General features: G+C 44.3%; 14 protein-coding genes. 5 read left to right on the top strand and 9 right to left on the bottom strand.

Going from position 1 to position 22,290, the window contains the following annotated elements; translation table 11 throughout:
- Positions 1 to 277: 277 nt before the first annotated feature.
- The 4 genes from secDF to QK890_RS17175 form a co-directional block, all read right to left on the bottom strand.
- Positions 278 to 3,301, bottom strand: coding sequence for a protein translocase subunit SecDF (gene secDF, locus QK890_RS17190; protein ID WP_032539135.1), 3,024 nt, complete (start codon positions 3,299 to 3,301; stop codon positions 278 to 280).
- 813 nt (positions 3,302 to 4,114) lie between these two features.
- Positions 4,115 to 5,212: an endonuclease/exonuclease/phosphatase family protein gene (locus tag QK890_RS17185; protein WP_005781809.1), complete on the bottom strand. Its 1,098-nt coding sequence runs from the start codon at positions 5,210 to 5,212 to the stop codon at positions 4,115 to 4,117.
- A gap of 3 nt (positions 5,213 to 5,215) precedes the next feature.
- Positions 5,216 to 6,115, bottom strand: a complete 900-nt coding sequence (locus tag QK890_RS17180) for a rhomboid family intramembrane serine protease (protein ID WP_005781812.1) — start codon at positions 6,113 to 6,115, stop codon at positions 5,216 to 5,218.
- Positions 6,096 to 6,770 (bottom strand): rhomboid family intramembrane serine protease, encoded by a 675-nt coding sequence (locus QK890_RS17175; RefSeq protein WP_005781814.1) that lies wholly within the window; start codon positions 6,768 to 6,770, stop codon positions 6,096 to 6,098. The genes QK890_RS17180 and QK890_RS17175 overlap by 20 nt, the downstream gene beginning before the upstream one ends.
- Positions 6,771 to 7,017: 247 nt before the next feature.
- Here QK890_RS17175 and QK890_RS17170 point away from each other — a divergent pair, with 247 nt between their 5' ends.
- On the top strand, positions 7,018 to 7,290 hold the full coding sequence (locus tag QK890_RS17170) for an HU family DNA-binding protein (protein WP_005781816.1): 273 nt from the start codon (positions 7,018 to 7,020) through the stop codon (positions 7,288 to 7,290).
- An 87-nt stretch (positions 7,291 to 7,377) separates the two neighbouring features.
- Entirely contained in the window at positions 7,378 to 9,171 is a 1,794-nt protein-coding gene (gene argS, locus QK890_RS17165) for an arginine--tRNA ligase (RefSeq protein ID WP_032530971.1), read from the top strand.
- Between the two features lie 100 nt (positions 9,172 to 9,271).
- On the opposite strand, the gene QK890_RS17160 is transcribed toward argS, so the two are convergent.
- The 5 genes from QK890_RS17160 to QK890_RS17140 form a co-directional block, all read right to left on the bottom strand.
- On the bottom strand, positions 9,272 to 10,249 hold the full coding sequence (locus QK890_RS17160) for a DUF4842 domain-containing protein (protein ID WP_032539224.1): 978 nt from the start codon (positions 10,247 to 10,249) through the stop codon (positions 9,272 to 9,274).
- Positions 10,250 to 10,420: 171 nt separating this feature from the next.
- The gene (topA, locus tag QK890_RS17155; RefSeq protein ID WP_032539136.1) at positions 10,421 to 12,766 is read right to left on the bottom strand and encodes a type I DNA topoisomerase; all 2,346 of its coding nucleotides are present in this window, start codon (positions 12,764 to 12,766) and stop codon (positions 10,421 to 10,423) included.
- Positions 12,767 to 12,886: 120 nt separating this feature from the next.
- Positions 12,887 to 14,590 (bottom strand): TonB-dependent receptor, encoded by a 1,704-nt coding sequence (locus tag QK890_RS17150; protein WP_032539137.1) that lies wholly within the window; start codon positions 14,588 to 14,590, stop codon positions 12,887 to 12,889.
- A gap of 6 nt (positions 14,591 to 14,596) precedes the next feature.
- A complete protein-coding gene (locus QK890_RS17145; protein ID WP_367627477.1) occupies positions 14,597 to 17,605 on the bottom strand; it encodes a tetratricopeptide repeat protein in 3,009 nt (1,002 codons plus the stop codon).
- 39 nt (positions 17,606 to 17,644) lie between these two features.
- A complete protein-coding gene (locus tag QK890_RS17140; protein ID WP_005822363.1) occupies positions 17,645 to 18,166 on the bottom strand; it encodes an NUDIX domain-containing protein in 522 nt (173 codons plus the stop codon).
- A gap of 337 nt (positions 18,167 to 18,503) precedes the next feature.
- Between QK890_RS17140 and QK890_RS17135 the strand changes: the two genes are divergently transcribed.
- The 3 genes from QK890_RS17135 (at position 18,504) to QK890_RS17125 (ending at position 22,210) form a co-directional block, all read left to right on the top strand.
- Positions 18,504 to 19,631, top strand: coding sequence for a 6-bladed beta-propeller (locus QK890_RS17135; RefSeq protein WP_005822362.1), 1,128 nt, complete (start codon positions 18,504 to 18,506; stop codon positions 19,629 to 19,631).
- Between the two features lie 20 nt (positions 19,632 to 19,651).
- Positions 19,652 to 20,788, top strand: coding sequence for a DUF4221 family protein (locus QK890_RS17130; protein ID WP_032539138.1), 1,137 nt, complete (start codon positions 19,652 to 19,654; stop codon positions 20,786 to 20,788).
- Between the two features lie 1,056 nt (positions 20,789 to 21,844).
- On the top strand, positions 21,845 to 22,210 hold the full coding sequence (locus tag QK890_RS17125; protein ID WP_032539139.1) for a LytTR family DNA-binding domain-containing protein: 366 nt from the start codon (positions 21,845 to 21,847) through the stop codon (positions 22,208 to 22,210).
- The last annotated feature ends 80 nt before the right edge of the window (positions 22,211 to 22,290 follow it).

Raw genomic sequence — 22,290 nt, 5'->3', positions numbered from 1 at the left:
CAATGCCCATCTGTGACAGATCGGCCTATTGTTTGTTTTGTTTGTGTGCAAGTGCATTCTTCCCGGCGGGGAAAGAATGCACTTACTTTTTTGTATTAGGTGTGACACCCTGATCGTATGATCATGCGGAAGATTGGGTGAACTGCGCCTGTATTCAGGCCCCTTTATGCTTTACCGTTAGATAATACTTTGATGGGGGAGAACTTAACTGGAAACAAAAAGCCTCCTTCGCATAATCGCGAAGGAGGCTTTTTTATACCTTATAATATATTAGGCTTTATTCTTCTGTAGTAGTTGCCGGTGCCGAACCTTTTTTGTTTTTCAGCATCATATAAGCAATCGGAGAAGCTACGAACAGTGATGACAGTGTACCGATAACAACACCCAGAATCATTGCGAAGGCAAAGCTGCGGATAGAATCACCACCCAGGATGAAGATACACAGCAATACGATCAACGTACTCAATGAGGTATTGATGGTACGTGCCAGAGTTGTGTTCAGAGAGTCGTCGAACAACTGTTTCACATTGCGTTTCGGATACAGACTGAAGAACTCACGTACACGGTCGAAGATCACCACCTTATCGTTGATTGAGTAACCGATGGCAGTCAGGATAGCGCCGATGAAAGTCTGGTCGATTTCCAGAGAGAACGGCATCCAGCCCCAGCACAGAGAGTATGCACCCATGATCATCAGCGTATCGCTGGTCAGAGCCGCTACCGAACCCACACTGTAAGCGATGTTGCGGAAACGGAGCAGGATGTACAAGCCGATGGCGATCAGGGCAAATACAACCGACCAGATAGCAGCTGTCTTGATATCGTCGGCGATACTCGGACCTACTTTCTGTGAACTGATAATACTGCCGCCTGTGTGGTTGTCACGGTCGATGAATGTAGCCAGGGTGATGTTCTGAGTCAGCATGGGTTTCAATGCTTCGTACAGGTAAGATTCGATTTCCGAGTCCACGTTGTTACCTTCGTCCTGAATGCGGTAGTTGGTACTGATACGTACAGTCTTCTTGTCGGTACCGATAGAGATGACACTTACGTTGGCATCGCCGAATTTGTTAGAAATCAGTTCACGTACCTGTTCCGGTTCAATCGGATTTTCGAACTGAACCTTGAAGTTACGTCCACCGGTGAAGTCGATACTCTGGCTCAAACCGCGGGTTACCAATGAACCGATGCAGATCAGCAGGATCACACCTGTGATAGTCAGCCATTTCTTGTTGCCACCCATAAAGTCGAAGTGGGTATTTACCAGCATCTTCTTTGAGATAGGTGAAGTAAATGTCAGATTCAGCAGTTTGTCTTTGTTCATGAAGTGTTCGTAAACCAGACGGGTCATGAACACGGCTGTGAAGAATGAACAGAGGATACCGATGATCAGGGTTGTGGCGAAACCACGGATCGGACCTGTACCGAAGTAGAACAGGATGATACCGGTGATGATAGAAGTCAAGTTGGAGTCGAAGATAGCAGAGAAGGCATTTGAATAACCGTCCGCCAATGCTTTCTTCACGCCCTTACCGCTACGAAGCTCTTCTTTGGTACGTTCGTAGATCAACACGTTCGCATCCACCGCCATACCGAGTGACAGCACCATACCGGCAATACCTGACATAGTCAGTGCGGCCTGGAAAGATGAAAGGATACCCAGCGTGAAGAAGAAGTTCAGCACCAAAGCGCCGTTGGCAATCATACCCGGGATGAATCCGTACATAGAGCACATATAGATCATCAACAGGATCAGAGCGACAACGAATGAGAAGATACCTGCGTTAATGGATTCCTGACCTAATGACGGACCAACGATGTCTTCCTGAACGATGTGTGCAGGAGCCGGCATCTTACCGGACTTCAATACGTTAGCCAAGTCCTTTGCCTGTTCCGGAGTAAAGTGGCCGGTGATCTGTGAGTTACCGCCTGTGATTTCGTTACTTACGTTCGGTGCGGAATATACATAGTTATCCAATACGATGGCGATGGACTTATTGATGTTCTGTTTGGTCAGCAATGCCCAGCGGCGTGCACCGTCAGAGTTCATCGACATGCTTACAGACGGTTTGCCATATTGGTCGTAGTCGTCTTTGGCATCGGTTACAACGTCACCTTCCAGCGGTGCTTTGCCATTACGTTCGGTCGATTTGATAGCATACAATTCGAAAGTCTGTCCTTTCGGATCGTATTCGAACGGAGAAACACCCCATTTTAAACGGAGATCTTTCGGCAGTTCGGCAGCTATTTCCTTCATGGCGAGGTATGAATTGACAGTAGCTGTATCTTTGTAGTTGGCGTAACCTACTACGGGACCTCCGTTGGGGTTTACACTCAGGATGGCCAGCAGCGGATGTTCTTTTTTCAATTGTTCCAGATCGGCAGAAGAAGCCTGCTGTTTCTTTTCTCCGCCTTTCAGTGCGGCAGCAAGGCTGTCGGCGGCGCTGACTGCTTTATCGGGAGTAGCTTCTGTTGCAGCCAAGGCTGTCGAATCTACTGCGGCAACAGTATCGTTGGCGGTAGTTTCGTGTGCCAGGACTGCGCGGAGTTTAGAGTCGGCAGCCTGCAAGTAAGGAGCTACTTCTTTGGCGTTGTATGTTTCCCAGAATTCAAGGTTAGCCGATCCCTGGAGCAACTTTCTTACACGTTCGGGTTCTTTGATACCCGGAAGTTCCACCATGATACGTCCCATTTTGTCCTCGAGGCTCTGGATGTTGGGCTGAACCACACCAAAGCGGTCGATACGTGTACGAAGCACGTTGTAGGAGTTGGTTACGGCAGCTTTTACTTCTTCTCTCAACACCTTCTCAACTTCGGCGTCAGATGATTTCTGGTTTACTTTGTCTTTGAGCTGTTGTGTTGCGAAGAGTTCAGAAAGCTTGGCACCCGGGGCAGTCTTGTGATACTCTTTAATAAAAAGCGTGATCACGTCGTCCTGGCTGGTAGTAGCTTGTTTGGCAGCTTCGGCCAGTGCTTTGTTGAAAGCTTCGTCGGGCTTGTTGTCAGCCAATGCTTTGATAACATCGGGTACAGACACTTCGAGGATAACGTTCATACCTCCCTTAAGGTCCAGACCTAAACTGATTTCCATTTCACGACACTGTTTCAGCGTATAGTTACCCAACCATACTTTCTCGTTGGAGAGAGAGTCGAGGTAGTCCTGCTCCACTTTCACATCGCCTTTCGCAAACTCTTTTGCCTTATTGGTATAATGGCGAGTCACGAAGGAGAAAGAGAGGTAGAACACGCATACCAGCGTGAGTAATACCGCAAAAACCTTTACAAATCCTTTGTTTTGCATTTTACTTTTAATTTATTATGATTACATTTTAATTGATTTCTGTCGCATACAAGGCTGCAAATATAGTTTTTTTTTCACATTCAGAAGTAATTAGGAGGCAAATATTTGAATGTGAAGGGGATTTTTGAGACGCTTTGGCGGATATTGGCGGAAGTATCGTTTGTCATTTTGGCAATATGTCAAATGAAGGCTCTCAGATTTCATTTTTTCGGCTCTTGGCACAGGTTGCCCCGGAAAAACGGCTCTATTTCGTTCCGGAGTTTATCGCATTTTTGGTTTTATCTTTCATTTTCTTTCAGAAAGAAAGCTGTGTGGACGTAAATGTATCCGATACGTCTTCCGGGGAGGATAATCTGTCTTTTTGATGTTCCGATAAGGACTGTTGAGAGAAGGCTGTTAGAAGATTATAAGGTCCGGATAAGTGTTATTTTTCGGGACAATAGATGTAATTTGAATAACATATAGAGATATGGGGGAAAAGAAGTAAGCATTTTCCGAAAATGCTTACTTCTTTTGGGGTAAATGCTTACTTCTTTTCCCGAAAAGAAAGGGTCTTTTTGCCCTAAACCCCGGCTCATGTCGATGTAAACCCCGGCTTTCCGGTTCCAATTCACCGTTTTTTCTTCTGTCCGGCTCCTGGTTTGAGACTTTTTTCACCGGGTATGGTTAGCGAATAGCGCTTTTTACTGTCTTTTTGTTACTGAATCGGATCGGCGGGAAACAAAAGCGCACATTCCGCTTGTTGTGTCCCAAAGGCAGTACTGACGCGTACGGGGCTGTGTGGATGCTGTAGGAACGAACTGTTTCCTACGATTAATCGGGGAGCGTGATGTAGCACCAGATGGGGTAATGGTCCGAGTCTTTGATCGAATTGTCTACCGTACATCCCGATGCTTTCAGATTCTTGCTGATCAGGATATTGTCGATCCGGAAGTAGAATTTATTCTGGTTGTACGAGATACCCAGTCCCCGTCCCGATTCGGTGAATGCGTCATCCAGATCTTGCGAAATAACCCGGTGGGCATACGATATGGGAGAGTCGTTAAAGTCGCCGCAAACGATGACCGAGGGGTAGGGCGAACGGGCTATTTCCTGAGCAATGGCGCGTGCCTGTGCCGAGCGGATAGCCGAAGCTTCAGCCAGTTTATTGACGAGTTGCCGGATACCGCTTTTCACTTTTCCGGCTTTCGGGTCTTTCAGCATGTCTTCGTATACTACTTTATCTTCGCGGGTAAGCTTGTTCGATTCAAGATGATTGTTTATCAGCAAGACGGTGTCTTTTCCTATTTTTATATCGTAAACCATGCTGCCGTTGTAGTTGCTCTGATAGTCGAGCATACGGGCGGAAAGAATGGGGAACTTGGAGTAACAGGCTATCTGGCTGCCGGCTCCCGTCTTTCCCACCTGTTTGATGTGACGATACGGGTAGTCTTTTAAGGCTTGCCTGATCTCCTTATTGTTGAGGTGTATCTTGGCTGTTTCGGAACCCGCATACTCCTGCATGCAGACAATGTCGGCTTTGCTGTTCTTTATATAGTTCAGAATAGGGTTCTGTCCATTCTCTTTCTTCATGTTGCCGAAGGACATGATGTTGTACGAAAGGAGTTTAATGCTGTTCTCCGGCTGTCCGGACGGCCCCATGTTGAAGGGCATATACGTCCTGATCTGCGGATAACAAAGCAGGAATCCTAAAAGAGGTACCAACGCGAGACGGTAGCGCACGATAAGCCAAAAGACCAGAAAGCAGAAATTGATGACGAGAAAGATGGGGAATGTCAGTCCCAGACACGACTGCACCGGGTGTACTTCAGGGTTGATGTACGGACTGTAAGCCGTCAGCAGCAACATTCCGATGAAGAATGCGTTGACGGCCAGGAACAGGAATAGGGCTAATCTGCCTATATGCTTCATGCGTTATCTTTTGCTTGCGTCGAACAAGCTCTTTTTTTCTTCCGTAGTCAGGCTCTCGTAACCCGATTTCTTCAGTTTGTCGAGAATGCGGTCTATCTCGTCCGACTGTGCCTTTTTACGGGCATTGTAGTCGTAATCGTTCTGACGGGTATTGTTTCCGTAATGCACCTTCATTTTGGGTTTCCGTTTCCAGGTTTTGGCGCTGAACAGGGCGGCGATTGCGTCGAGCGCTTTGTTAACCCATGAAGTGATGTCTTTCCCTTTGTTCAGGCTGGCCGCAAACCAAAGTCCTGCCAGTGCCCCGCCCAGGTGGGCGATGTGCCCGCCTGCATTGCTTGAGGTGATAAAAAACAAATCGGTCAGCACAACGATCAGGGCCAGATACTTCAGACGCACATTGCCGAAAAAGAGAAGGCGTACAGGATAATTGGGCTCCCGATAGGCGGTTGCCACTACGATGGCCAGCACCGAAGCCGATGCGCCTACCATGGTGGAGTAGGCGGTCATTGGGCGAAAATACGGAAAGACATTATAAGAGATCATATACAGCAGCCCGCCACAGATTCCGCCTACAATATAAAGACCTCTCAGGTGTTTGCCCGAGAAGAAATACAGGAACAGCGAACCGAACCAATAAAGCCAGAGCATGTTGAACAGGATGTGCAGGAATCCTGCATGCATAAACATATAGGTAAAGATGGACCATGGTTGCCACACAAACCGTGTGAAGGATGCCGGCAAAGCTAATAATTCAAAGATCCCTGCCGCGCTCCGGTTGAACAACTGCAACAGGATACCGATCAGCGTCGTAACAACGAATACACCGACGTTGATGAATATCAGTTGGATATAGACGTTTCCCCTGCGAAACGCTTCTTTCAGGTCAGTTATAATATGTCCCATTGTTTCTGTTCTTTTTTCTCCAGTACATGATCAGGATAAATCCGAATATCATTCCTCCGAGGTGTGCAAAGTGTGCCACGTTATCACCCGGATTGTTGGCAAAGCCTGCGTACAACTCTATCAGGGCATATCCGATGACGAAGAACTTTGCCTTGATGGGGAAGGGCAGCGGGAAGATGAACAACTGCTGGTTGGGGAACAACATTCCGAAAGCCAGCAAGATGGCATATACGGATCCCGAAGCTCCCACTGTGGTCATCATGTTCAGGTATTCACTCATGGGGATAATGCCCGTACCGATGTTTACACTGGTATATTGCGACAGTTCGGTCACGTACTGTATGTATTGCACCACCTCCTGAAGCAGGCCTGCGCCCACGCCGCAGAGGATATAATAGAATAAAAAACGTTTCGGTCCCCATACTTGTTCAAGAATCCGGCCGAACATCCATACTGCGAACATATTGAAAAAGATGTGGCTGAATCCTCCGTGCATAAACATATAAGTGAATAGCTGTGCCGGATTGAAGTTGTCGGCGAGGAAAAAGTGGAGACCCAGATAATCGGATAAGTTAATCCCGTAGCTTTGCGCTACAAGTTGACCGAGGAATAGGAGAACATTGATAATTATCAGGTTTTTTGTTACAGTTGGCATTCTTCTAATTTGTTAATGTAATTAATGTGATAATGTGTGCATTAGCTCCTTTACACATGATAATAGACGCAAAAATACGAATAAATTCTGTTCTACAGCAGAAAAATAATCTACTATTAGTTCTTTTTCAACAATTTGATGTGTTTTTTTGATGTTTTTATTTGATATGTTGTTTTGTTACTCTATATTTGTGAGGATTTTAAGGATATCTTTTGTGTAACATATATTAATTAATCATTTACGTATTATGAATAAGGCTGAACTTATTAATGCAATGGCAGCAGAATCCGGTTTAAGTAAAGTGGATTCTAAGAAAGCACTTGAAGCTTTCTTTTCTTCGGTTACAAAAGCTTTGTCAGCTGGTGACAAAATCTCTTTGGTTGGTTTCGGTACATTTTCTGTAGCTGAAAGAGCCGAAAGATCAGGTATCAATCCTTCTACAAAGAAAGCGATTATTATTCCCGCAAAGAAAGTTGCTAAATTCAAGCCAGGTGCTGAGCTGGCAGATGCTATAAAATAAGCATTTATAGTTGAAAAGAAATTAAGAGAGGAGACGCTGATGCGTCTCCTTTTTTTGTATCTTTGCGCGCAGAATAATAACTTGGATATGAAGATAGAAGATAAACTTGTGGCGTCCGTAATCAGCGGACTCAAAGCGCTTTACGGACAGGATGTGCCTGCCGCGCAAGTGCAGTTGCAAAAGACAAAGAAAGAGTTTGAAGGACACCTCACCCTTGTGGTATTCCCTTTCCTGAGAATGTCGAAGAAGGGCCCGGAGCAAACCGCACAGGAAATCGGTGAGTATCTGAAAGCCAATGAACCGGCTGTAGCAGCTTTCAATGTGATCAAGGGCTTCCTGAACCTGACCATCGCGTCGGCTGCCTGGATCGAACTGTTGAATGAGATTCATGCCGATGCACAATACGGCATTGTCTCAGCGGATGAAAATGCTCCGCTGGTAATGATTGAATATTCGTCACCCAATACCAATAAACCTCTTCATCTGGGCCATGTGCGCAATAACCTGTTGGGTAATGCACTGGCCAATATCGTCATGGCGAACGGAAATAAGGTAGTCAAAACCAATATCGTCAACGACCGTGGTATCCATATCTGCAAGTCGATGCTGGCATGGCAGAAGTATGGCAATGGTGAAACACCCGAGTCGTCGGGTAAAAAAGGCGACCATCTGGTAGGCGATTATTACGTCGCTTTCGACAAGCACTATAAAGCTGAGGTAGCGGAGTTGATGGAGAAAGGTATGACCAAGGAAGAAGCCGAGGCAGCCTCTCCGCTGATGAATGAAGCGCGTGAGATGTTGGTGAAATGGGAGGCGGGTGATCCAGAAGTGCGTGCACTCTGGCAGATGATGAATAACTGGGTATACGAAGGCTTTGATGAAACCTACCGTAAGATGGGAGTGGGCTTCGATAAAATCTATTATGAATCCAATACATACCTGGAAGGCAAAGAGAAAGTGATGGAAGGTCTTGAAAAGGGTTTCTTCTTTAAGAAAGAAGATGGCTCGGTCTGGGCTGACCTGACGGCGGAAGGATTGGATCATAAACTGCTGCTTCGTGGAGACGGAACCTCAGTATACATGACTCAGGACATTGGTACGGCCAAATTGCGTTTTGCCGACTATCCTATTAATAAGATGATCTATGTGGTAGGAAACGAACAGAACTATCACTTCCAGGTATTGTCCATCTTGCTTGATAAGCTCGGATTTGAGTGGGGCAAGAGCCTGGTACATTTCTCTTATGGTATGGTGGAACTGCCTGAAGGCAAGATGAAGTCGCGTGAGGGTACGGTGGTAGATGCTGACGACCTGATGGCGGAAATGATTGCGACAGCCAAGGAAACTTCTCAGGAATTGGGCAAGTTGGACGGGCTGACACAGGAAGAGGCAGACGACATTGCACGTATCGTCGGACTGGGAGCACTGAAATACTTTATCCTTAAAGTGGATGCCCGTAAGAACATGACCTTCAACCCGAAGGAATCTATTGACTTTAACGGTAATACAGGTCCTTTTATCCAGTATACTTATGCACGTATCCAGTCCGTTCTGCGTAAAGCAGCCGAAGCAGGCATTGTGATTCCGCAAGTGCTTCCGGCCAATATCGAGCTGAGTGAGAAAGAGGAGGGATTGATTCAGATGGTTGCCGACTTTGCCGCAGTAGTGCGTCAGGCCGGTGAAGACTATAGCCCGTCAGGTATCGCCAACTACGTTTACGATTTGGTGAAAGAATACAATCAGTTCTATCATGACTTCAGTATCCTGCGTGAAGAGAATGAAGACGTGAAACTGTTCCGTGTCGCTCTGTCTGCCAATATTGCCAAGGTTGTCCGTTTGGGAATGGGATTGCTGGGCATTGAAGTACCGGACAGAATGTAAGATATTCTTTGAATAAAAATAGAAACTACGGGATTTCTTTAGTCAGAACAACTGCTAAAGGAATCCCGTAGTCGTATTTGCCACATAAGTTCCGGAGAAATTATTGCAGATCCTGATAGTCCCAGATTTTATGTGACTTGCCATCTTCGCTTATGATGCCACCGGAACAATATTTGTAAACGAGTTCCTTTTGGAAGCTGCCGATGGAACTTGCTTTTCCGTTTATCCAGTCGCTAAAACCGGGGTAAGTCTTAAAAAGACTGTTCTTTTCCTGCGGATAACTGAACGTACCGTTACCACTCGCTACGGCAAGGCCGTAAGGCATATTCTCCTTATTTACCATATCGTATACTTTGTAATCGATATCTGAACTGGCAGCGTACATCCGTTTTCCGTCTACTTCGATAAACCAGGCTACCCATGCTGCTTTTTGTTCTGTTTTGGCGAAAGCATAGTTTTGTATATTGGTTGAGGAGAGCCTATAACGTATGGGAGTATTGTCGTCAACCGTATTGATGAATCCCTGTTTTCCTGAAAACAAATCAGTCCTTACGTCATTACTGATAATATGTTCGGAACCATCGGACAAGATGCATCCCAATTTTATCGTTTTAATACTTCCTAAAGCAATCGGTTGGATTTTTATGCTTTGCCAGGTTTCGTCAGGGTGTTGGTAAGCGTGATTGCTTGCAGTGTTTTGTACGTGAATGATTAAGTCATTATAATCATAATCACCGTTTTGCGTATCTTCAAACATGACTGCCTGCCAGGTCTTGGCGTAAGTGGTCTCGGCACCTTCTTTTAGAACATCATAACTAATGTTGATCCCATCTCCCGCACGGGTCGAAACTGCCGTATTTTTAGGTATACGGATGGTGATGGGTTCATTGGCTACGGCTATGGTGTCTTCTCCGTAAGTCACAAAGGTCGTATACCCTTCTTTGATAGGCACGTCGAAATCCTGAGAGGTTTCGCAGTTTGCCACACGTGTTTCAATAATCTGAGAATAATCTTTCTCGTCTTCGATGCAGGAAGCCCACAATGCAATAGAGGCAACTGCTAAAATGACTTTCTTCATAGATTGTTTGTTTTGTTTGTCCGGCAAAGATATGCAATAAAAGTGATAACTTGCTGAATAATAGTTGGGAAAATAAAAAAAACACAAATGATACAGATGCTGCACACTTCTCGGGAAAGTTGGCAGATTCTGTATCATCCGTGCTTTTTAATCGGGGAGCCTTGAGTATGGCTATTTCTTCTTGGCATAGCGTCCGCGTTTCGGAGCGCTTTCTGCCTTTTCGCTTTGCAGTTTAATGATTTCCAGACAAGTCTTGTAATTCAGGTCGGCCGGTACTACATCTTTCGGGATTTTATAGTTACTTCCTTTATAGGTAATGTATGGGCCATACCTGCCGTTAAGGATTTCCATTTCCGGATCTTCATCGAATTTTTTGATGTGCTTTTTCGCTTCTGCTTCGCGCTTGGCCAGAATCAGTTCGATAGCTTCGTCCAATGTAACTTCCAGCGGATCGTAGGTTTTGGGCAAAGACACATATTTAGAGTCATGGTATACATAAGGTCCGAAACGTCCTGTACCGATGGTTACGGTTTTTTCTTCAAATTCTCCTACTTTGCGCGGCAATTTGAATAAATCCAGTGCTTCTTCCAGTGTGATGGTCTCCATGGACTGCCCTTTCTTCATCTGTGCGAAGCGGGGTTTGTCCGTATCGTCGGCTGTGCCGATCTGTACAACGGGACCGAAGCGTCCGATTTTTACCGATACGGTTTTTCCGGTTTTAGGTTCTTCTCCCAAGATACGTTCGCCTACCTTATGTTCGGTTTTAGTAGCCAGTGTCGTTTCCACTGACGGATGGAACTCCTTGTAGAAGTCCTTCATGATGCTTGTCCATTTTTTATCACCTTCGGCTATTTCGTCGAATTGCTTTTCTACGTTAGCTGTGAAGTTATAATCCAGGATGTTGGGGAAATATTCGGTAAGAAAGTCATTTACTACAGTACCGATGTCGGTCGGCAACAGTTTCGATTTCTCCGCCCCGACAACTTCCGTGTGTTTGACATCTGTAATTTGATCATCCTTCAGAGTCAGTATGTCGAATGAACGTTCTTCTCCGGTTTTATCGCCCTTCTCTACATATTCGCGTTGTTGGATGGTGGAGATAGTCGGTGCGTAAGTTGACGGACGTCCGATTCCCAATTCTTCCAGTTTGCGCACCAGGCTGGCTTCAGTGTAACGCGACGGGCGCTGTGTGAAGCGTTCGGTAGCTACAATGCCCTGATGTTCCAGTATCTGTCCTTTTTTCAGGGGAGGCAGCAGGTGGCTCTCGTCTTCCTGTTCGTTATCATCGTCATACGACTCTTTGTATACGCGCAGAAAACCATCGAATTTAATAACTTCTCCGGTAGCGGTGAATTTGTCGCTTCCGCTACTGATACCAATGGTTGCCGTTGTTTTCTCCAATTCGGCGTCTGCCATTTGTGAGGCTATGGTACGCTTCCAGATCAGGTCGTATAGCTTTCTTTCCTGCGCCGATCCTTCGACAGTCTGGTTTTCCATATAAGTCGGACGAATGGCTTCGTGCGCTTCCTGGGCACCCTTGGTTTTTGTAGCAAAGTGGCGGGGATGCACATACTGTTCGCCCATCATCTGTGCGATGGCAGCCTTGCTACCTTCTGTGGCGTATTCCGACAGGTTGACCGAGTCGGTACGCATATAAGTGATCATTCCCGATTCATAAAGCTTCTGGGCAACCATCATGGTCTGTGCTACAGTGAACCCGAGTTTGCGGGCTGCTTCCTGTTGCAGGGTAGAAGTCGTGAAGGGAGCCGCCGGACTTTTCTTTACCGGGCGGGTTACGATATCTTCAATGGAGAATGTGGCAGCTTTGCATGACTCGAGGAACTTTTGGGCTTCCTTCTTTGTCTTCAGGCGGCGTGCCAGTTCCGCTTTCATTTCTACCAACTTGCCATCGGCATCCGGTACCAGGAAAACGGCAGTGACACGGTATGAGGCTTCACTTTTGAAAGCCTGTATCTCGCGTTCGCGTTCTACAATCAGTCGTACTGCTACCGATTGTACCCGGCCTGCAGAGAGCGCTGGTTTCACTTTCTTCCACAGCACAGGTGAAAGTTCGAAACCTACGATGCGGTCTAAGATGCGGCGGGCCTGCTGAGCATTCACCAGGTTTATGTCAATGTCGCGCGGCTGTTCGATAGCCTTCAGTATGGCTGTTTTGGTGATTTCGTGAAAAACGATACGCTTCGTATTTTCAGGTTTCAGTTTCAGTACCTCGTAAAGGTGCCATGAAATAGCTTCTCCTTCACGGTCCTCATCGGATGCGAGCCATACGGTTTCCGCTTTGCTTGCTTCCTCTTTCAGTTTATCGACCAGCTCTTGTTTCTCTTCCGGTATTTCATATTTGGGTTTGAAATTCTTTTCTATATCGATAGAAAATTCTTTTTTCTTCAGGTCGCGAATATGTCCGTAACTTGAGAGAACTTTAAAATCTTTCCCAAGAAACTTTTCAATCGTTTTTGCTTTTGCTGGAGATTCGACAATGACAAGGTTTTTCTGCATATCTGTGATATTAAAACATATAAATTGCCCGCAAAAGTAGAAAAAAACGTTTTCTTTACCTTATAATATAGAGAGAATCTGATATTTTTTGCAAAAAAAGACCTTTTTTATAAGAATCTTTTAAAACTGGAAGCTCAGTCCTCCTACAAAATTGATTCCCTCAACCGGATAATACAAGTAGTACTGATATTTCTTATTCAGCAAATTGTCAGCCTTTACATATGCCGAGATTCCCTTGAAAATTTTATATGTAGCTCCCAAGCTCAGATTGCTGACGGCAGGAATACTTTTCCCGTAAGCTACGCTGTATCGTTCGGCTCTGCGGGTATATTGGTAGCCTGCGTTTAGCCAGAGTGCGGGTATCGGATGAACTTCTGCATGAATACCAAAATCAAACTCCGGTTTCATCAACAATGCTTCATCGTAGCTGGAAGCTCCCGAATCGGTTCCTTTGTTGTCCGTATCCCAGTGATAATAGGTTCCTCCTGCCGATAGGGCGAATAGGTTCTTGTATGCGTAGCTGGCTTTGATGCCTGCGTAAAAGTTATCCGTATTGGTTTGTCCCAAAGCGATATAATTTGCTCCGCTTCCACCAATCCATTGGTCTGCCGACTGGTACAAATCATCTTTCAGATTCTGGTATCCGCCGAATATATCGAACCAGAGGCCCGGTGTCGGACTGGTTTTGAATCCTAATCCGGCATTCAGTTGCTCATAAGTGTCTCTGACTTCCTGTCCCGGATCGAGGTATGGATTGTAGGTCTCCAATCGGCGGAAATCATTCAACTGTCTGCCTCCGGTTGCTTTGGCGTATAGTACGTAACTGTCGGAGAACACATATTGAACTTTTACGTCCGGAGAGACACGTACTGCTTTTCCATTTCCGAAAGAGAGGTCTACGTTGGCTCCGACATGTACTCTCCAACTGTCATCATTCAATTCGTAGTAGGGATTCAGATCAAGCGTTGTACGGCTCTTGAAAATATTCTTTATCCGGTCTTTATTTTCTTTCAGTTCGTTCCCGTAGATCAGGTTGTTCATCGCAAATCCGATAGCTACTGTCTGCTCGTCGCTGATTGAACCGCTTACGGTTGCCAAGGTGCGTATCAGCGTTTCGTTTACTCCTCCGAAGAGCTGACATTGTTGGCGTCCGTATAACATCAGGTTGGTCTCCGCCCGGTATTGCAGCGGTAGGGTCTCGTCAGTCGATTTCACTCCGAAGTGCACATCACCGGAAGTAAACTTCTGCTTCTTGAATCCGTAGGGTTCGTAATTGAAGTTGCTCAGGCCGAAATTACCGGCTACGTTCAAATCCAGTTTGGCAAATTGGTGAACATAATCTACGTTTGCCCTTGTGCGGTAATAGAAGGCATTCCATTTTCGAGTATCACCGAAAGGCATATCTAACTTTCCGTCCATTCCGTCCATCTTGAAGTTTACGTTCAGTTTGTCCTGATCCGAGAGCCGGAACAGGTAATTGCCCAAAATATCCAGATTGCCATAATTACCGTATCCCAGACGGACGTATCCCGGAATGAAGCCCGGTTGTATTTCCTTGCCGGTGTAAGCTCCTATTGTCCCTATCGGAATTGAAGTGGCGGGCGTAGTGAATGTAGCATATTCCACCTCTTTTTTACTGACAGTAGGCTCTTCTACTTTAGGGAGGACATTTACTTTGGAAGCATCCATTATGTCCGGGTTATATTGCTGCTCTACCACTACGGTGCGGTTTACAGTCGTATCTTTGGGTTGCGTCTGAGCCAGTATCGAAACAGGCAGCGCGGTAAAAGCAATTCCTAAAAGGATATAATTGTTATATTTCATACTCTGTTACTTATTAAGGTTGTTCAGTCTGCTTTCAATCATATTCTCGATATCATCGTCAGCATGGTAATTCTGTTGCAGGCTCAGCAAGTACTGGCGGGCATCCAGCTTTTTATCAATAGCTACGTATACATCCGACAGGAGGATGAACCCGCGTGCCAGCCAGTAGGCATGTGGTGTGCTTTGGTCGATGAAGTTCAGCAACTCTTTCTCTGCGGCTGCATAATTCTGCGTGTTGTACAACTCTTGTGCAACCAGGAATTTTGCTTCCGCACCATACAGGTTGCGTGTATCTTTGGCCAACTCTTTTAAATCTGCCATGGCTGCCTTATCTCCTTTCTGGTTCAGGTAAGCCTTTGCCCGATAATACAAAGCTTCATTCTTGAGTTCAGGACTCAGTTTGGCTTCGGATAGCAAGGCCGTTGCCGCATGGATGGTTTCCGTATCGTCTTTCAGCAAATAAGCTGCACGGAGCATACCCGTTTCAGCAAGCAATCTTCGTTCGGCAGTGGTTGCTTTCTCTTTCAGCATTTTGTAACTTGCCAATGCATCGGCAAACTGCACTTTGTTGAACTGAACTTCCGCACGCATAATCAGTGCTTCTTCCGAGAACGGATTGTCCGGATATTCAAGCAACTTGCCCGAGTGTTCCAGAATCATATCATAATTTTTCTGTTCTTTACCTATCAAGCAGAGATAATAGTGGGCATTCAGTCCGAATGCTCCGTCCGGGAAAGTTTGCAGATACTTTCCGAAGCTTTCTTTAGCCTGTTCCACCCGTCCGCGCATATAAATCTTCTCAGCTGCCATGTAGGTCAGTGAATCCTGTTCGCTGGCATCGAAGCGGATGTTGCCCGGCATGGCCGAAGCCAGTGCGGCAAATTCGTCGATGCGGTTCATGTCTACATAGATCGACTTCAGGTCGCGCATGGCCAGGCGGGCTTCGTCGCTTCCCGGATATTTCTGTACTACCTGTTTATAAGCGTCAATGGCCTGGTTATAATCTTCATTCTGGTAGTAGAGCAAACCGATTTCCGCTGCTGCCTTGCGGCTGACTGGGCTTTCGGGATATTTGGCCAATAACTCCTTGAAAGAGGTGATGGCCTGTTGGTTATTATCCATCAGGACATAAGAACGTCCTTTTTCGTACAGAGCACTGATGGCATAGGGTGAAGCGGGATATTTACCTGCCAGGCGGTTCAGCCAGGTGATTTTGCCTGAATAGTCTTTTTGCAGTCCCGATACCAGTGCGAGTTGGTAGAATGAATAATCTCCCGAGGGAGTATTCATTGCTTCTGCCTGTGAATAATAGTGTTTGGCTTCATCGAAGTTACGTACATCCAGGTAGCAGTCACCGATGCGGTTGTAGGCATCGGCCAGTGCCGTTTTATTTTCTCCTTTCTCCAGGCTGATGTATTTTCGGAACCAGTTTTGTGCTTGTACATAATCTTTTTGATGAAATGCGATATAGCCTAAGTTATAATGTGCCAGGGCATACATTTCGTTATTGGTCTGTTGAGTCAGTTGCAGATAATCGGTGAAGTTACGTTTGGCTTCTTCCATCCGGTTCAGTCGATAGTATGCTTCGCCCCTCCAGTAGAGGGCGTCTGCTTTGGTCTGCCGGTTGTATTGTCCGAGTCCGAGTGAGCGGTCGAAGTAGCCGATGGACTGTTCGAATTGCGTGTTGGCAAACGCTTGTGTACCCAGTTGGAATAAGATACGCTGTTTGGCTTCCAGAATACGTTTGCCGGGGTGGGCGATACGGTCGATTGATTTCAGTGCCGCTTCATAGCTCCGCGTATTCATATATACCTCTACCAGATAGCTGCTTACCATCTCGGCATATTCGGAGGTAGGGAATTCATTGAGGAATTTTTCAAAGACAGTCACCGATTCTCCGAAAGCCGAATAAGATGTTTCGTGGATACATAACGCATAATTGTAGGCAGCTTGTTCTTTAATCTTCGGATTTGCGTTCGAAGCGGCAGCCTGTTCGAATGCCATGCGTGCTTTGTTCTTTTCAGCCAGATGCAGATAGGCAAGTCCCATGTGCAAGTAAGCATTCTGTGTCAACGCGTCGTTTTCGGTAGTGACTTCTCCAAGTGTTTCGGCAGCTTTAGAGAAAACACCGGTCTGGAAATAAGACAGCCCCAGCATATAGAGTGCATCTCTTCGGGGTGCATTTTCTTTTTCCAGATAATTTCGGAAAGAAGTGACCGCCTTGTGATAATCTCCGAAATGATAATATGCATCTCCCAGAATCCGGTACATTTCAGCGGCGTGTTCGTTTTGCGGATAGGCAGACAGGTAATTCTGAGCCACGATCTGAGCCTTGTCATAGTTCTTCTTGATGGCATAGATTTCAGCAATGTAATAGGGTACCAGGGCTTTGTATTTAGCGTTATCCTGTAATGGGAGAAAGCCTTTCAGTGCTTCATCATACCGTTTTTGCGTGTATCGGATGTATGAGATATAGTATGAGCAGTCATTCGCATACTTGGGACTGCTTGCTTTCAGGGTTTCGAACCAGATGGCGGCTTCTTTGACATTGCCTACTTTCAGGTAGCAGGTAGCCAACTGGTAGGTCATGTCGTCCCGTTCTTCATTGCCCAGCAGGTCGAGACGTGAAGAGTTGAACAGGGCAAGTGCTTCGTCATAGTTCCCCTGGTAAAAATAAGCGGAAGCTATCAGTGCATAAATCCGGTTGGCGTGAGGAGTGTCCGGATAGGTATCCAGATAGCTGCGCAGTTGTGCGATGGCATTGCGGTCTTTCAATTCATATGCCGAGCATACCAACATGTATTCAGCCTCTTCTTTCAGGTTCACATCCGCTTTCTGGCGGACAAATGTGCGCAGGGGAGGCATTGCGGCTGCATAGTTCTTTTGCAGGAACAGCTCTTTCCCTTCTTTATACAGATTTACGGGAGACGTTATTTTCTCGCTGGTTTGTGCCTGCAAGGCGACAGGCACACAACATGCCACGGCACATATCAATCGTGATATCTTTTTTTTCATAATTCAGAGTTTTGACAAAAGTACTTGTTTTTATGTATTTTACCTCTCTTTCAGGAATCTTTTTAACCCTTTTTTGATAGAGCCGAGTCCGAACTCTTCGGGATTAATTTGGTTCAATGGGACGAAAAACGAGTCTGCTACATCATCCATTGCCTCAAAGTGACTTGTGTTTTCCACTTGGCAAAGGAAAAACATGTCGAGCGTATGTACAGGAAACCCGGAATAGATATAAATGTTCGGAAGTGAAAACAGGTAGGTTGCCTTTTTCACTTTCAGTCCGGTTTCCTCTTCTACTTCCCGAGCCACTCCTTCTTCACCCGTTTCGTTCATGTCGATGAAACCGCCCGGAAGGTCCAGTGTGTCTTTAGCCGGTTCTTTGGCACGACGACATACCAACAGTTCGTCTTGCTCATTCAGAATCAGTGCCACTGTAGCCGATGACGGGTTGAAATAATAAACGAACCCGCAATCGGTACATTGTTTAGACTTCTCGTTATGAATCTCAAAATGGGCTGAACCACATTTCGGACAGTATTTGAATTGGTTAAGTGGGTGTTCCATCCTTCTCATTGTTTTTGTACGGGCAAAAATAATGAAAAAGAAGCAGTTTCAGGTGATATGTCCGTCAGTATTGTATGTTTGATAATATAAAGCGTATAAATCCGTATGGAAATTAATGCAGCGCATTTTTGCACATTGCACTGCATTTGGCTTTTATATTGTCTATATTATGGCATTTGTCTGATTATTAGCTAATTTTCTACGATCATTTCGTATATTACTGATAAGCAAATATATATGCATGTATTTTTTAGTGCGAAAGTTTGTCCCTTTCAAATATATTCCCTATTTTTGAAGAACCGATTCCGAACCTTATATTTAATAAACAGGCAGGATTATGAAAAAGTATATATGTCTTTTCTTGACGCTTTGGGGATTATTGCCGGGCTTTGCCCAGCAGACCGACACTGTAGTACTGAATCTTTCGGAAGCCATTACCCATGAACCCAAGGTAATAATGCTTAGCGAAATAGCTTCCGATATTCACTTTATTTCTTTGGAAACAACGGATGACTTTTTCTTGTGCGATGAATATCGCATCATCTATACTGGAGATGATATTCTGGTATATGACCGGCAGATGAGAAATTATTTTCGTTTCGATAAGAACGGGAAGTTACTCAACCGGATTGGTGAGTATGGTCAAAAGACGGAGAATTATCTTGTGGGACTGTCGTTCTCTTATGATTATTCGGAGAAAAGAGTATATGTACATGATATAAGAACACTGGTCTGCTATGATCTGGATGGAAAATTTATAAAACGTATACCGGTTCCGCATCTTAATGGCGATGCCTGTGCGGTTTTTGATAAAGGGCATATCCTTTATAGTGATAGCCGGTTTTACATAGACCGGGATAATCCGTTACAACTCTTTCTGACAGACGAAACCGGTAAGGAGTTAAAAGTGTGGCAAGGATATGTTGAGAAATATAAGTCTTATAAAGCTCTGATGTCTACTCGCGATTTGATGTACAATTATCAGGGAGCTGTTTATTTTAAACCTGCATTTGAGAATCTTATTTATAGGATAGATGGACAGGGAGAAAAGACGGTTGCCTGGCAGTTTGATTGTTCAGGTTATGAGATCAATGTTTCTGTCAATGAAGCTGATCCAAAGAATCGTTATCAGGCTATTTCTGTTCAGCAAGTGTTTGAATCGGATCACTACTTATTCGTTTCCTATATTTTAAGGAATAATAATTTCACAGGTTTGTATGATAAAGATCAAAGGACGTTTTCGAATGTAATTGTAAAGGATGACTTATCCGGAGGTTTTGATTTTATCTTCTCCGGTATAGGTTTTGGTAATCAGTTGATAAACGCTCATGCTGTTTCCTATGCAAAAAAGGCAGAACGCTATCCGGAAGCTTTATTACCATCCCGCAGGCAAGAATTGGATTCATTGGTCAATCAATTACGTATGGGAGATAATCCGGTGATATCCATAACGACTTTAAAATAATAACGACTAAAACGAACGATATGATGCAGAAAGACTTTTTTATCAGTGTGTTAACTTTAGGGCTGATCCTTTGTTTTATTGCTTGTGGAGAGAAAAAAATAACCGTAAAGTCCGCGCTTGAGAGGGTGGAAGCTTTTGCTTTTGATGTAAATGACGATTATCTACAGAGCTACGCCGGTAGTTTTTGTTATTCCACATCAGCCCGTATTGATGGTAAACAGTGTTTAGTAGTCTATAATGGTAAACTTCACTCTGTTGATATTTTAAATCTGACGGATCGTCAACCTTTGCGGCAAGTAATTTTGGCTAAGGAGGGGCCGGACCAGATCCTTACTCCCAAGGGGATTGGCTATTATAAGGATTCATTTATTATATTTACTACCAATGGTTTGTATCGCGTTGGTCAGGACGGGAAAGTATTGTCTAAGAAACTGCTGAATGATTTGCCTCAGGTTAAGGAAGATGGATATGGCATAGCCGTACCCGGTCTTTCTATTTATTTTAGTGTGTATAGTTTCTTTGGATTTGATGCCAGTAAGGGGGTAGTGGCATTACCTCTTTATTCTTATGAGAAAGATGCTACAGGAGAATATCCTAAGAAAGTATTGGTCATTTCGTGTGATGATTGGACTATACGGAATGAAGTGGAAATAGATTGTCCTGATATCATAAAGAAGGAGGGAGACATGCAATTATTGAGTTGCATCAATGTACTTCCTCACGGAGACTGGCTGATTTATAATTTTCCGGCATCTTCCAAAGTTTATGTTTACGATTTGTCGGCAAAGAAGAGTAAAGAATATGATTTCCCTTCTACCTTTACAGATTCTTTTTTCCGTTTACCGGATATGAACGAAGAGGAACCCGGTTTCGGATGTCTGAAAACCGGTTATTATTTCCCATTGTGCTATGATGCGTACCATGACGTATTCTGGCGAGTTCAGCAGGGACCATTGGATGGGCATGGAGTAGCAGGCAAGCCTTTTTCTGTCATGTGTATATCTACTGACCTGATGAATAGTGCAGAATACGTGATTCCTGCCGGTTCAAAAATTTATCCGGATCTGGCTTTTACGGATTCATTGGTTTTATTGCCTTATACGGGAGGAGATAAGATAGGTGAAAACAATATGTGCTTCTATGGATTGAAGTATTAAGGCTTTCCATCTTCTCCTCTCATACGAAAAGTGCATTTCGATCTTCCATCTTCCACCTTTTTTGAGATTACCGATTGATTATCTGTAGTTTAATAGGGTGGAAGATACCGTTTTAAGGCCATTTATCTTCCACCTCTATCTTCCATCTTCCACCCTCTTTTTTAGGAGGGATATTCGTTTTAATGACTTGATATATAAATAGATAATGTTTGTTTTTTAACTGTTTAAGTCTTTAAAAGCATTTTGTATTCCTTGCTATCTTTAGTGGAAATGGTTGTTTCTTTATCTGAGTCCGGGTGTGGGGGCTAATGGGCCCGGGTATGCGGGCTGATGAGCCCGGGCATGTAGGCTGATGAGCCCGGGTATGCGGGCTTAGGTAAAGATACCGTTTGTAATGTAAATGTTCTTATTAATAATGGTTTATGAAACGAATAAAATAGGTTTGCTTCCTTGTAAATGATTCGTCTGATATTTATATTATTCTGACATTCTTTATATGTAGTATAGGTGGCGTAGGAAAAAGGTTCTAGTAAATATTTAGGCTTTATGAACCTCTTGAATTAAAGGATTTATTGGAGGGTGTCCTTCAGGACAATATATTTCTTTGCCCGATAAAAGCGAAGCGGGTTGACCAAACTGAAAGATAATTTGCATGAAATGATAATAATGTTCTCTTAATAGGTAAACTGAAGACAATCCTGTAGTGGCCCTATCAGAGCAATAAACTAATTAATTATTGAATTTGAGAATCAGACATAAAGAAATTGGATATTGTCTGTTTGGAGAGCAAGTCGAATGCGAATTTCAGGACTCATTTGTGGCGGGATTTTGGTGAATAAAAGCTGATATCAGGCTGAAAAAAGGAAATTAACCCCTATAAAAGATCTGTGATTGTCCGGTCGTTTTAGATTGTTGTATGTGTATTTTGCTTATATATAGGCGTCTAACCCTTAAAAAATTGTCCGGGTCTATAACTTGCGAATTTGTTTACCATGATTTAACTTTGAACCAAGGAGGGAGGCCTCTTTTGAGTTATATAATTTAAAACTGTTAGTCATGGATAAAATCAAGTTTGGAGAAGGTAAGATAACGTTTTCATATAAGAAATCGTATGGGGATTGTTTGTATCAGGATTTGATCGCCGTGGAATATGGCAAGCCTTATTGTATGATACAAATAGAAGGAAGAGGTAGTATTCTGTTTTTAATAAGTTTGCATGATGTTCTGGAAAAATTGCCTGCAAATTTTCTTCTGATAAATAGGGGAATAATAGTAAATATAGAACATGTTATGGATCTTGTATGTCTGGATGGAGTATATCATGTAAAGATGGATAATAATAAAATCTATAGGATTAGCACTCGTAAAGTGGCTATACTCAAAAGGACCCTTATGGCAAAAAGTGACACGATCCAAGTTTAGTCTTTAGAAGAATATATAGAAGAAAAATACCAAAAAGTTTTATATACTACGAAAATGTAGTATATTGTAGCCGTGAAAGT

It is taken from the genome of Bacteroides sp. NGMCC 1.200775, assembly GCF_040798045.1.
GTDB lineage: Bacteria > Bacteroidota > Bacteroidia > Bacteroidales > Bacteroidaceae > Bacteroides > Bacteroides hominis.
Note: the sequence above shows the minus strand (reverse complement) of the source record. Positions and strands in the feature narration are given on the sequence as shown.

Coding starts and splice junctions, on each gene's coding strand:
- secDF (WP_032539135.1), bottom strand. CDS start 3,301: ATGCAAAACAAAGGATTTGTAAAGGTTTTTGCGGTATTACTCACGCTG.
- QK890_RS17185 (WP_005781809.1), bottom strand. CDS start 5,212: ATGAAGCATATAGGCAGATTAGCCCTATTCCTGTTCCTGGCCGTCAAC.
- QK890_RS17180 (WP_005781812.1), bottom strand. CDS start 6,115: ATGGGACATATTATAACTGACCTGAAAGAAGCGTTTCGCAGGGGAAAC.
- QK890_RS17175 (WP_005781814.1), bottom strand. CDS start 6,770: ATGCCAACTGTAACAAAAAACCTGATAATTATCAATGTTCTCCTATTC.
- QK890_RS17170 (WP_005781816.1), top strand. CDS start 7,018: ATGAATAAGGCTGAACTTATTAATGCAATGGCAGCAGAATCCGGTTTA.
- argS (WP_032530971.1), top strand. CDS start 7,378: ATGAAGATAGAAGATAAACTTGTGGCGTCCGTAATCAGCGGACTCAAA.
- QK890_RS17160 (WP_032539224.1), bottom strand. CDS start 10,249: ATGAAGAAAGTCATTTTAGCAGTTGCCTCTATTGCATTGTGGGCTTCC.
- topA (WP_032539136.1), bottom strand. CDS start 12,766: ATGCAGAAAAACCTTGTCATTGTCGAATCTCCAGCAAAAGCAAAAACG.
- QK890_RS17150 (WP_032539137.1), bottom strand. CDS start 14,590: ATGAAATATAACAATTATATCCTTTTAGGAATTGCTTTTACCGCGCTG.
- QK890_RS17145 (WP_367627477.1), bottom strand. CDS start 17,605: ATGAAAAAAAAGATATCACGATTGATATGTGCCGTGGCATGTTGTGTG.
- QK890_RS17140 (WP_005822363.1), bottom strand. CDS start 18,166: ATGGAACACCCACTTAACCAATTCAAATACTGTCCGAAATGTGGTTCA.
- QK890_RS17135 (WP_005822362.1), top strand. CDS start 18,504: ATGAAAAAGTATATATGTCTTTTCTTGACGCTTTGGGGATTATTGCCG.
- QK890_RS17130 (WP_032539138.1), top strand. CDS start 19,652: ATGATGCAGAAAGACTTTTTTATCAGTGTGTTAACTTTAGGGCTGATC.
- QK890_RS17125 (WP_032539139.1), top strand. CDS start 21,845: ATGGATAAAATCAAGTTTGGAGAAGGTAAGATAACGTTTTCATATAAG.